Annotated in this window: 14 protein-coding genes and 1 riboswitch; of the genes, 6 read left to right on the top strand and 8 right to left on the bottom strand. The window is 32.8% G+C overall.

The window, feature by feature from the left end:
* Window positions 1-1,283: M1 family metallopeptidase (locus tag ACTYA4_RS06185; RefSeq protein ID WP_443479808.1), on the bottom strand; the 1,283-nt coding region annotated here is incomplete at its 3' end.
* A 277-nt stretch (window positions 1,284-1,560) separates the two neighbouring features.
* Here ACTYA4_RS06185 and ACTYA4_RS06180 point away from each other — a divergent pair.
* Complete coding sequence (locus ACTYA4_RS06180) at window positions 1,561-2,271, top strand: DUF3298 and DUF4163 domain-containing protein (RefSeq protein ID WP_443479809.1); 711 nt, start codon at window positions 1,561-1,563, stop codon at window positions 2,269-2,271.
* Window positions 2,272-2,294: 23 nt separating this feature from the next.
* On the opposite strand, the gene ACTYA4_RS06175 is transcribed toward ACTYA4_RS06180, so the two are convergent.
* The gene (locus ACTYA4_RS06175; RefSeq protein WP_443479810.1) at window positions 2,295-2,816 is read right to left on the bottom strand and encodes a pyrophosphohydrolase domain-containing protein; all 522 of its coding nucleotides are present in this window, start codon (window positions 2,814-2,816) and stop codon (window positions 2,295-2,297) included.
* A 230-nt stretch (window positions 2,817-3,046) separates the two neighbouring features.
* On the opposite strand from ACTYA4_RS06175, the gene ACTYA4_RS06170 reads away from it, so the two are divergent.
* The 4 genes from ACTYA4_RS06170 (at window position 3,047) to ACTYA4_RS06155 (ending at window position 5,918) form a co-directional block, all read left to right on the top strand.
* Window positions 3,047-3,373, top strand: a complete 327-nt coding sequence (locus ACTYA4_RS06170; RefSeq protein ID WP_443479811.1) for a hypothetical protein — start codon at window positions 3,047-3,049, stop codon at window positions 3,371-3,373.
* 379 nt (window positions 3,374-3,752) lie between these two features.
* The gene (locus ACTYA4_RS06165; protein ID WP_443479812.1) at window positions 3,753-4,628 is read left to right on the top strand and encodes a LysR family transcriptional regulator; all 876 of its coding nucleotides are present in this window, start codon (window positions 3,753-3,755) and stop codon (window positions 4,626-4,628) included.
* 229 nt (window positions 4,629-4,857) lie between these two features.
* The gene (locus ACTYA4_RS06160; protein ID WP_443479813.1) at window positions 4,858-5,226 is read left to right on the top strand and encodes a CidA/LrgA family protein; all 369 of its coding nucleotides are present in this window, start codon (window positions 4,858-4,860) and stop codon (window positions 5,224-5,226) included.
* Window positions 5,223-5,918: an LrgB family protein gene (locus ACTYA4_RS06155; RefSeq protein ID WP_443479814.1), complete on the top strand. Its 696-nt coding sequence runs from the start codon at window positions 5,223-5,225 to the stop codon at window positions 5,916-5,918. Before ACTYA4_RS06160 ends, ACTYA4_RS06155 begins: the two co-directional genes overlap by 4 nt.
* Window positions 5,919-6,103: 185 nt before the next feature.
* Here ACTYA4_RS06155 and ACTYA4_RS06150 read toward each other — a convergent pair whose 3' ends face one another.
* The gene (locus ACTYA4_RS06150) at window positions 6,104-6,307 is read right to left on the bottom strand and encodes a cold-inducible protein YdjO-related protein (RefSeq protein WP_443480158.1); all 204 of its coding nucleotides are present in this window, start codon (window positions 6,305-6,307) and stop codon (window positions 6,104-6,106) included.
* Window positions 6,308-6,629: 322 nt separating this feature from the next.
* Here ACTYA4_RS06150 and ACTYA4_RS06145 point away from each other — a divergent pair, with 322 nt between their 5' ends.
* Entirely contained in the window at window positions 6,630-6,917 is a 288-nt protein-coding gene (locus ACTYA4_RS06145) for a DUF6509 family protein (protein ID WP_443479815.1), read from the top strand.
* A 92-nt stretch (window positions 6,918-7,009) separates the two neighbouring features.
* On the opposite strand, the gene ACTYA4_RS06140 is transcribed toward ACTYA4_RS06145, so the two are convergent.
* The 5 genes from ACTYA4_RS06140 to ACTYA4_RS06120 form a co-directional block, all read right to left on the bottom strand.
* Entirely contained in the window at window positions 7,010-7,402 is a 393-nt protein-coding gene (locus tag ACTYA4_RS06140) for a cytosolic protein (RefSeq protein WP_443479816.1), read from the bottom strand.
* A gap of 706 nt (window positions 7,403-8,108) precedes the next feature.
* Window positions 8,109-8,309 carry a cold-shock protein gene (locus ACTYA4_RS06135; protein ID WP_443479817.1) on the bottom strand — a complete coding sequence of 67 codons (201 nt, stop codon included), beginning with the start codon at window positions 8,307-8,309 and terminating at the stop codon, window positions 8,109-8,111.
* 159 nt (window positions 8,310-8,468) lie between these two features.
* On the bottom strand, window positions 8,469-9,923 hold the full coding sequence (gene cshA / locus ACTYA4_RS06130; RefSeq protein WP_443479818.1) for a degradosome RNA helicase CshA: 1,455 nt from the start codon (window positions 9,921-9,923) through the stop codon (window positions 8,469-8,471).
* A 486-nt stretch (window positions 9,924-10,409) separates the two neighbouring features.
* Window positions 10,410-10,610: a cold-shock protein gene (locus ACTYA4_RS06125; RefSeq protein ID WP_248559582.1), complete on the bottom strand. Its 201-nt coding sequence runs from the start codon at window positions 10,608-10,610 to the stop codon at window positions 10,410-10,412.
* Window positions 10,611-10,899: 289 nt separating this feature from the next.
* Complete coding sequence (locus tag ACTYA4_RS06120; protein WP_443479819.1) at window positions 10,900-11,739, bottom strand: bifunctional 5,10-methylenetetrahydrofolate dehydrogenase/5,10-methenyltetrahydrofolate cyclohydrolase; 840 nt, start codon at window positions 11,737-11,739, stop codon at window positions 10,900-10,902.
* A gap of 40 nt (window positions 11,740-11,779) precedes the next feature.
* A riboswitch (ZMP/ZTP riboswitch) is annotated at window positions 11,780-11,863 on the bottom strand.
* Window positions 11,864-11,955 lie beyond the last annotated feature (92 nt).

The following is an 11,955-nucleotide window of genomic DNA, read 5'->3' as shown; positions in this document are numbered from 1 at the left end:
GCTGCCCTTTTTCCTCCTTGTTGATTAAAAATTTGTGCTAATTTTGAATAAGACTGGCTATAAATATAGTTGCTTTGTGTACTTTGTTCGTATTTATCTAAGGGTAAGTTAGAAGGCATTGGTTTAAGATTATCCAAATTTCTATACTTTAAAAGCTTATTACCCTTAGGCATAAAAAATAACGAGCTAGCGATTTCAGCAAAGCCTTCGTCTAACCATGCATTCTTGTAAGGGTCATTACTAACTAGGCCATAAAACCATTGATGAGCAATTTCATGTACAATTATTTGCTTGATAATATCTTCGTTATAATTGTAATCATAAATTGAAGCTGCTGTTACTATTCCCGGGTATTCCATTCCATTTCCATCAATTATAATATCAAGTTGTTTGTAAGGATAAGTACCTATTGTCTTTTGAAAGTATACAAAGGAATTGGCAGCGATTTTAATATATTCTGCTAAGTTTTCATCAGTTCCATTCATAGTAAATACTCTTATATTCACATTATCTACTTCTTTTTGCATAATTTGAGGATTTTTTAACAAAGCAATAAAAACGTCTTTTACATTATTAATCCTGAACAAACTCTTATTCTTACTAGGAAATATATCATTACTACTCGTAGTGACAACCGTATATTCTTTAGGTATATCTAAATTTATTTTAAAGTTGCAAAATGCTGTATGGTAAGATTCCCCATTAAATGAATAATCCTGTTTATTCCAATCGTTACGATATGTGGGAACCATAGGATACCATTGAGCAAGGTGATAATTAGAACCATTTTTTGTGAATCTGAACCCGTTTTTAGGTAAAGTAAAAGTATAGTTCATTTTAAAGGTGATGTTTTCTTTATGTGGAAGTCTTTCTTTTAGAGGAATACTGAGTTTATCCTTAATAAGAGTATATACCGCTTCTTTATTGTCAATTTGAATAGACTTTATTTTCACTTCAGAGGGGGAATCTAAACTAGGTGAGTTTTTATTTACGAACATATTTGGAATAAAATATAAGGTTAAATTATCCCAGCTTTCATTCGAAATATTTTCAATATTAATAGAAACATTAGCAGTGAATAATCCGTCTGTATCCATAACTAAATCAATATTATAGTTACTTTGACTTCCAGGTGATATAGTTTTTGGAGTATAGTTACTTTTGCTTAATGTTACTTTTGCTTCATTAGAAGTTAACTTTTTTTCTTTGTTAAAAAAGGTACATAAAATAATAACAACAGAGATTAATGATAACATAGATACAAATAATTTATATTTTTTCACTTACCTCTTCCCTCCTCCATTTTAATCAAATCACTATTTAAAAATATATTCTACTTGAAAACCTTCAAACCTCTACATATATTAAGTTTCTTTAATTGTATCTGTAGTGAACTTTAAAAGAAGATTATCAAAAATTTATTTTATTCTCATTTTCAACTATTCCCCCTTCATCCGTGATTATCAATAACCTTGTCCATTATTATTCCTATACACTTTTTTCAACTCCTAAGTATGCTTTCCTCCTAGTTACACACAATAAAGTAAAAAGGAGTCATGTATGAAGAATTCAGTTAAATATCTCATTGTAATTTCGCTTATTCTTTCTTTATTTTTTTATACGTTTCCTCTGCAACATAGTCATGCTTCTCGTTCTGCAAACGCTGCAATTACTACGAAATATTATCAAAACAATAAAAATTTAAAATACCCAATTGTATCAAACATACACAATAAAACCGCTCAGTCAAAAATTAATGCAGTTCTGACTGCTCATATAAAAAAATCAGCAAAAGCCTATCATCAGCTGATGCAACAAATGGAAGAAGATAAAAAAAAGGATTTTTGCAAAGATTCCCCTTCTCGTTGTCAGTATGAATATGTTACTAATTTTGAAGTGAAAAATAACAAAAAAGATAAACTGAGCATTCTATTTTTTGATTATCAATTTACAGGTGGAGCTCATGGAAATACAGTCGTAACTTCTTATAACTTTTCTTTAAAAGATGGTCATCTTTATTCATTAGATGATTTTTTCACATCAGCCAAAACGTATAAAAAGGTAACCTCCTATGCAAAAAATTATATGCTAAAACACCCTGACATTTTTTATCCTGATCCAAAGGAATTTGACTCTTTTCAGATAACGAATCAAACACAGTTCTATTTTGCAGATGACGGTTTAAACTTAATCTTTCAGCAATACGAAGTGGGTCCATATGTTTCCGGACATCCCGTTATCAAGATTCCTTCCTCCCTGTATAGCAAGTAATAAAAAAGCGAAGAAAAGCAATATTACTGCTTTTCTTCGCTTTTTTGTTTTTCAATTTCCTTTTTTAATTTAGCCTCTGGTGCGAATTGCTCTTCCCAATGCGGCGGTTTTATTATTTTCCCATCCTCTTCTCTATATCGAGGCTTTCCATCTTCAAATAATTTTCCCATATTGGCATCTTGAACAATCTTAAATAAATTAAACGGCTTTACACCAGCAATAACAAAACTTCCTTGATTGAAATATTCAATATCTGTTAATGCATCCATTTGCGCAACAAGTACATCTTCAACTGGTTTTTTTTCTTTTAATATTTTCTTCGCTGCATCGTTTAAACCAGAAAGAAATCCTGCAAATAACGTATTAAATGACTCTTCATTACCATTTGCAGTTGCATATAAAAATTCAACCAATTCTTCACCCGTCCACACAGCACGATTCAGTGCCGTTTTTTCATTTAAAGCGGTTGGAGCTTTTGCTACTTCATGACCAAACGCTTCATGAAATTCTTTCACCATATCAAACATTTTATTATTTTGACTCATAGTATCTCCCTTAAACATCTTTTTTGAACAGCACCTATTTTACCATGGATGACATTACTAGTATCATCTTTTTTAAAAAAAGTAGCAGAAGAATTTTAAGCGCAAGTAATTCTTTTATATAACAAGATGTTTTCTTACGAACTTTATATAGTTTATCATACTAGCAAACATTGATTTACTAGTATTTAAGCTCCTGTTATAATACTAATATGGAAAGAGGTGTGTGATCAATGGAGATATTTAGTATTCGTGAGTTAACCGAAGTAATACGTCATGTCGAAATGGAAGGTCAAGGGGGTATTTTCAAAGAAGAAACTGGTCTGCAACCGAAGAATCATCCTAAAGAATTTCTAAATCGAATGAAAAATTATTGTACGGATACGCAATTATTAAAAAAAATTGCTGCATTAACCGAGGATGAAGCACTTCATATATTTGTAAAATCCGTATACGTCGTTCGTTTAAAACAACTAGAAACCACTCATCACCTTGAAGAAAATAGAATTATTGATGAAGTATTTGCCGATTATTTAGTGGAAACTCCTACACTTACATAATGGTAATATTACAACAAAACGTCCCAAAGAGTATGCTCACTTTTCGTACAATCGGAAAATCCGGTTATAAAAATTGATATACTTTCTTTTGGGACATCTCTTTTTCTTCTACAACTAGCAATCATTTTTTTAACCCCCTTCATCCGACATGATCAAATCTTCCTATACGTCTTTATAATAGATTATTAATATTATTTCCAACTATTGTGAATGATCTTCTTTTTCCTTTTGAAAATATTATATCCTATATACGCCCCCTTAAAAATTTTACTCATTTGTAAAAACGTACAAAAAACTAAAATTGTTTTCCGCCCAAAAAATAGGTAAAATAAAGTGAATCTTTTTGAAATTCTCTTTGTCTGAAAGGAAAGTTGTCTCCATGGAAATTCGTCAGCTTAAATATTTTATTGAAGTAGTAAAACAAAAAAATATAACAAAAGCATCAGAATCATTACATATTTCTCAGCCTGCCCTAAGTAAAGTAATAAAAAGCCTCGAGGATGAAATTGGCATTACGTTAATTCACCGCTCCAATAAAACACATGAGTTAACTGATGCTGGTCAAATTGTATTTGAATATGCAAAAAAAATTATCGCTCAAGTGGATGAAATGTCTACCACCTTACTTGATATGACGAATTTAACGAGAGGAAGTATTAACATTGGCATTCCTCCGATAATTGGGAGCTTATTCTTTCCAAAAGTAATTGCTGCATTTCATCGATCTTACCCAAACATACATATTAATATTAGAGAATATGGCGCCGCAAAAGTTGCCAAAAGTGTAGAAGCAGGAGAATTTGAAATTGGTGTATGTGTTCTGCCTGTATCCAATGAAGCGTTAACTATTTTTCCACTTGTTCAGGAAGAAATGAAATTAATTGTGAATGAACAACATCCTTTATCAACGAGAAAAGTCGTCCATTTAAAAGAATTAAAAGACGAAGAATTTATTTTTTACAGTGAAGAGTTTGCTCTTTATGAAATTATGAGAAAAAGATGTATTCTTGAAGGATTTGAACCTAATATCATTTTTAAAAGTTCTCAATGGGATTTTATAGTGGAGATAGTTGCCGCAAATTTAGGAATCACGATGCTTCCACAATCAATTTGCAATAGAACAAATAACAAGCAAGTTCGCATTATTGATTTAAAACCTGTAACAAAATGGGAGTTAGCTATTATTACAAAAAAAGATCGTTATCTTTCTGTTGCTGGAAAAAGATTTATTGATTTTATGATGAAAAAGGAATGAATAGTAAGTGCTCACTTTTACAAATATACCGTTGACAGCAATTTTAACTTTGTAGATGCATTATTACCTTCATGAAAACCATTACATGATTACCATAACTTTTAGTTATATTAAATATAATATCTATGTATTTTACGAATAACAATAAAAGTCGTATGATTAATTTATCAAAATTAACAAGAAATTATTGGTATGTCTTTATTTTTCTTATGGGAAGGGAAATGATCATTTGAAGTTTATTGTTATTATTGGGCAAATTTTATTTATCCATGTCTTTCTTTTTATCGGAATGGCAATTAAATTGGTCGTACCTGTTCCTATTCCAGCTTCCATGATAGGTTTAATCATATTATTAGTTTGTTTACTAACAAAAATAGTCAAAATAGAATGGGTGGAAAAAGGTGCAGCTTGGCTATTGGCAGAGCTATTATTGTTTTTTATCCCATCTGCAGTTGGAATAGTAAACTATGAGGAAATTTTAAACATGAAAGGAATTGAAACAATATTATTAATTGCCGTAAGTACATTTGTTGTAATGCTGGCTACTGGCTTTACTGCTGAAAAAATTTACAATAGAAAGAGACGTTTTTCCAAATGAAAATAATCTTTTTAACAGCACTTACGTATTTATTTTATCTTTTCTCAAAATGGGGCTATAAAAAGTTGGGTAATCCATTATTTAGTCCCTTGCTTTTAACACCTTTATTATTAATCGCTTTTATTACAACTTTTCATATTTCAGCAGGAAGTTATTTGCAATCTTCCAAAATCTTAACCCATTTATTAGGACCCGCGACAATTGCGTTTGCTGTACCCATTTATAAGCATAGACTATTATTAAAAAAATATTATATGGTTATATTAATAAGTGTTACAACTGGAACAATAGTGGCTATTATCTCTTCTTATTTCTTATCTTTATTAATTAACTTGCAATCAGATTTTATTATCAGCATCATTCCTAGATCTATTACAACACCGATTGCCATCGAAGTTTCGGAAGAAATTGGCGGGCTGCCAACTTTAACAACCGTTTTTGTTATCTTAACAGGGATAATAGGCGGAATAATTGGACCATATGCAATTAAGTTATTAGCGTTGAAATCTTCTATTGCGAAAGGATTAGCACTTGGTATGGGTGCTCATGGTGTAGGAACGGCCAAAGCAATGGAATTTGGAGAGCAAGAAGCAACTTTTTCAACGTTAGCAATGATCTTAGCAGCAGGGATTACAGTTATATGGGGAGGTTCTTTAATTCCCTTATTAATGAATGTGATCAGCAGCAGTTAAAGTTTTATACTAAAATAAAAATATCTTTAGGTATGTGAACAAATGTTGTTCACATACCTTTTTTGTACAACATATTGTTTCCATCCAAAAAGAAAAGGATAAAACCATAATATCTGGATTTATCCTTTTTATAATCGGTCAACACCTATCAACTAATGAACTTAGCTAACCTGGCGCTTACGCTATTACTTTGAATATATACTATTATTGTTAACAACTTGAAGTTCTCTTGTTGTTGCTACCATGTCACTTCCGCAAATTGGGCATTTTGGTGTTTCACTGCTTTTAAAATTGTCCCGAATCCAACACTTACACGTTTCTGATACACAATCCCAAACCATCACTTCTTCTTTAACAACTTCTTCGTTATTTTTTCTACCAAAACCCATTGCCAAATGAAGCACCTCCATGAAGCTTTTTTATAATAAAAAAACACTTGTCAACAAAGGAAAAGCAAATAAAATTCCTTACAACAAGCGGATAAAAATAAACTTATCTTTTTATTATAACATATTTCATATTTTTGTCAAGAACATGCATTTAATTCCTCTTTTGTACCTCATCATTTTACTCCCTGTAAAAACAGTTAGCTATCGTGGAAAGAATATGATATTATTTTCAAGGATAATAAAGAGTTTTTATAGGGAGATAAATGACTTATTAGATGAATAGTACTTACTTTATTATGTGAACGAACTGAGGAGGAAAATAATGAAAATAATGGAATATACGGTAGAAAAATTAAATGATCCAACAGGAATCCTTACAGGTGATCGATTTGAGTATTTTTTGCAAATTGAATTAGATGAAGAAGATGAACTTTCGACCATACAAGGTTTGCAGCTGAAAGTTTTATTTTTTGTAGAGGGAGAAAACAGCAAAATTTTAAATTATCACTTTTATAATAGTATGGAGGATAAATATTTAGATTTTGAATTAGATGAAGAAGAATTAGATAAGGTTTTTGTTTTCTGTAAAGAACATTATCAAGACATATAATCAAGAATATAGGCAAAATAATTAGGCTGATTGAAAATGGTTTACGTGATAAACGTTTTCAATCAGCCTAATTTTCGTTTATATGTATTTTCCTACACTTCAACCGTTTTGCCGTCTTCTATAATATGGTGCATTAAATGTGCTAAATAATGTATCGGCCCAAAATCATCTTCTTCCAACTCTTCTTCATCCAATTGAAGATCATTTAAATGTAGTGCGATAAACTGATAAAAGTCTTTTAATTCGAAGGAATAACAAGCTGCTGGAGCTTCTTGATCCTCTTCATATTGAAGGACAAGGTAAGACTCTTTCCCTTTTTCATCAACCGCATCAAAATAAATAAAAAAGCCAATATTCGTATTTAGTTCGAATAACTGTCTTGTACCACCGCTTGTTGCTTGATTAAAATCTTCTTCATTTAACTTCGTAACTACCATATTTGCGATTCCATCTTCTTTATGAAATTCAACTGTATATTCTTTCATAACATTTCACCTCTTTCCTTTCCATTGTAAACAATCTTAACCTTTATAGCAAAAATTAGTTATACAATCTCTTGATTCTTTTTATCTCCATCTTTTTTGTACGCTGTTTTCGTATAGATTGTTGTTATTTAACTCGTAGCCTGAATACACTTCGCTTTTCGCGGACGAGTGCCGAGCCTCCTCGTCGCTATGCTGAAGCCACTGAAAAAGTGATGCTATAAAATATAGTTAGTGACAATCCAAGTAACGAAGAAGTTTTCGTTCGGTTTTCCGAGGCTTACCACACGCTTTCCGCGGGGCGAGCGCCGAGCCTCCTCGTCGCTTTGCTCCTGTGGGGTCTCGCCTTTCTCGCTAATCCCGCAGGAGTCGTGCGGACGCCTCTCCTAACCAAAATAATGGTCGTTTTCAAACTCTCTATACCATTTTCACCCTAATAAATTTAAGTATTTCACCTATAATTTATCTAATTAAACACTTTTACAGTGCCGTCGCTATGCTCCTGTGGGGCCTGAGTCTTTCTCGCTTTTCTAAGCAGGAGTCTACGTGTATTCAGGCTGCTAAGTGCTTCAGCCATGTTTATTATTTTATTCAAAAACAACAAACTTTTAGAAAACATCCTTTTTGTAAAATCATCTTAATCCTGCCTATTATTTGGCTGAAATAAAGAAGCCCGCTAAAAAATTAGCGGGCGTTGCTTCTATAATGGTTAAAGTTTCGTTACTTTCACAGCTTGTGGTCCACGTCCACCTTGTTCAATATCGAAACTAACTTCTTGGCCTTCATCTAATGTTTTAAATCCTTCTGTTTCAATAGCAGAATAGTGGACAAATACGTCCTCTCCACCTTCTACTTCAATGAATCCAAAGCCTTTTTCAGAATTAAACCATTTTACTTTACCTGTTGCCATTTTACTGCCTCCTAGATTTAAATAAAGAAAGATATACTATATATCCTACATTTATTAATTTTACCCAGTTGGCTGATTTTTAATCGAAATGTATGGAAAAAAATCTAGTTCTTGATTCAGAAAATAATAAACAACGATAAAGATCAATAAAGGAAAGAATTATGCTTTATTACGACTTCTGCTTCTTCTTTCTCCACCTGAACCTTTGCGATTGCGGTCATAACTGCGTTCTCCGCCACGGTCATTGCGACGACGACGGCCACCACCGCTAGAACGGTCTTTTTTCGGCTTTTTGCTGCGTAGCGGTTCAACAGCTGTTAATTTAACTGGTGTAGCATCCGGCTCTTTTGTTAATAATTTTAATGCTGCAGCTAATAGTGTTACAGAATCTTGGTCTTCCAATAATGATTCCGCTACACGTTTATATTCTGCATATTGATTTTCTTCAATTGTTTTCTCAATTTTGTTGATAGTAGCTTGCTGATTTCCAGCTAAAACATCTGTTAAAGATGGAAGTGGCTTTTTCGCCATTTTCTTTTTCGTTACATTTTCAATAATACGTAAATGATCTAATTCTCTTGGAGAAACAAATGTAACAGCCAATCCTTTTTTACCAGCACGTCCAGTACGGCCGATTCGATGCACATAGCTTTCAGGATCTTGTGGAATATCAAAGTTATAAACGTGAGAAACTCCGCTAATATCCAATCCACGTGCAGCTACATCTGTTGCTACCATGATATCGATGCTTTGTTCCTTAAAACGACGGATAACTTGATCACGTTTTCCTTGAGGAATATCTCCATGAATTCCTTCTGCAGAATAGCCGCGTTTAATTAAACCTTCCACTACTTCATCGACGCGTTTTTTTGTGCGGCCGAAAACGATTGCTAATTCTGGTGATTGAATATCTAGAAGGCTGCATAATACATCAAATTTTTGACGCTCTTGCACTTCCATGTATTGCTGCTCAATATTAGTAACCGTCATTTCTTTTGCTTTTACTTTTACTAATGCTGGCTCTGTCATAAAACGTTCTGCCAAAGATTGAATTCGTTTTGGCATTGTTGCTGAGAACAATAATGTTTGACGGCTGTCAGGCGTTTCACTTAAGATTCTTTCGATATCTTCAATAAAGCCCATATTTAACATTTCATCCGCTTCGTCTAAGACGATCATTTTAATATCTTGCAAGCGAATTGTTTTACGCTCAATATGATCGATTAAACGGCCAGGTGTTGCTGCAATAATTTCTGGTTTTTTCTTTAATCCACGGATTTGTCGGTTAATATCTTGCCCTCCGTATATCGGCAATGTACGGATGCCTTTCACTGCACCAATACGGTTTAATTCTTCCGCAACTTGGACTGCTAATTCTCTAGTCGGCGCAATAACTAAACCCTGTACTGCTTTGCCAACTTCCACTTTTTCTAATAATGGCACACCAAAAGCTGTTGTTTTTCCTGTTCCTGTTTGTGCTTGTCCAATCATATCTTTTCCGGAAAGTGCAATTGGAATAGATTCTGCTTGAATTGGTGTCGGTTCTTCAAACCCCATGTTAGATAATGCTTTTTCTAAACTATTACTTAAATTAAAATCTGAAAAAGTTGTCAATACTTTTTCCTCCTTAGTTATTTGCTCTGAAATCGATACTTCTTAAGTAGGAATATGTCGAAGCATACAGAATGTTTTTATTGTTAAAGGGATTTAATGCCTTGTTCTCTTATAAAACAGAAAGCATCAATCATCTTTATTTTTCCCTTTATTATGGAAAATGAATCTGTTTCGAAAAAATATCTTTAGCAGAGCGTATTGTAATTTTATAATGTATAAATATATACTCTCCATTTTATTTCACTTTTTTTCATTTCCAGAATAATTAAGGTAAAATCATTCAAAACATTCGGTATACCTCGTTAAAGTGGGAATTATGTGGATAGAAAACTGATGAATAAAAAGGATGAATATAGTTAGAAGAATCATTTTTATTAGATATCCTTTGATTCAGACTAGAAGTTTTTAACTGAATCGCTGGAGTTAGACAGTAAAAAAGGTGATGCATTATGGAAAGGCATCACCTTTAAACTTTACAAAACTGGATTAAGCTTTAGTTACGTTAGAAGCTTGTGGTCCACGGTTACCTTCAACGATTTCAAAAGTAACTTCTTGACCTTCTTCTAAAGTTTTGAAACCTTCAGTTTGGATAGCAGAGAAGTGAACGAATACATCTTGACCTTCTGTAGACTCGATGAAACCAAAACCTTTTTCTGCATTAAACCATTTAACTTTACCTGTGTTCATTGTAAAACCTCCAAAAATGTGTTACACCTTTAAGCACCTAATATAATCTTTAGGAATCGATAAATCTTTGCTACATAAAAGGTCGTAGCCTTTAATGATGCAGGGATCAAAATCGCCTACATTTTATTGCAGCTACGACCACTTATCCATAAAACATATACCGAACTTAATAGCGTTAATTACATGATATATAACTTTTGACCATTTGTCAATCAAGTTTTATCGAAGTTATTATTATAAAATAATTCCCAATACTTTATAATAATGACAAGATTAAAAATAGAACATCTTACAAACAAGCTTCTGCTGAGTCCACCGTATGTTTCAACAGCATACTAATCGTAACTGGTCCAACACCACCAGGTACAGGTGTAATTGCTGATGCCGGTTCATAACATGCATCATAATCAACATCACCAATATTGCCTTTATTGTAGCCAGCATCTAAAATAACTGCTCCTGGTTTTATCCAGTCACCTTGGATAAAATTCGGTTTCCCAACTGCAGCAATTACTATATCTGCTTGCTTTACATGACTAGCAAGATCTGTCGTTCTTGAATGACATGTTGTCACTGTTGCATCTTCATTTAGCAGCAATGCTGAAACAGGTTTACCAAGAATAGGACTTCTTCCTACCACTACAGCATGTTTTCCACTTGCACTAATATTATAATATTCCATTATTTTTAATATCGCTGCAGGTGTACAAGATGGATATTTTCCAAATCCTAATGCAGTTTGTCCATAACCGAAGCTTGTAACGCCATCCACATCTTTGTCAATATCAATCGCTTCAAATGCTTTTCTCTCATCAATTTGATGTGGAACAGGATGCTGAAGTAAAATACCATGAACGTTTTTATCTTCGTTTAATTGATAAATTGTTTCTAAAAGCTGTTCTGTTGTCGTATCTTTCCCTAAATGAATTTTCTTTGAATCAATGCCAAGTCTTGCACACGCATTACCTTTCATTTTTACATATGTTTCAGAAGAAGGATCATCACCTACTAAAATAGTTGCTAAACATGGTGTTATTCCTTTTGTTTTTAATGCCGCTATTCTGTCTTTTAAATCTTCTTTCACTGCGTTTGCTACTACATTACCATCTAGTATTAGTTTCTCTGACATGTATATCCCTCCGGAAAAGTGTTAAAAGATGACTTGTCCCATCTTTTGCCCAGACGACCGGCGATACAAATACACAGCTCCCATATGGTTTATTCCATTATTGTCGTCAGTTACTGTGCAATTTACCTTTTACAAAGGTATCATAACACAGCTGCAGAGCATTTTGAATATAGTTTTTTCTTTTATTATTATACTTATGTGTGATTATTCTTTCGA

Source organism: Niallia yueguangensis, assembly GCF_052663115.1.
The sequence above is the reverse complement of the archived record's forward strand: the minus strand, read 5'-3'. Positions and strand labels throughout refer to the sequence as shown.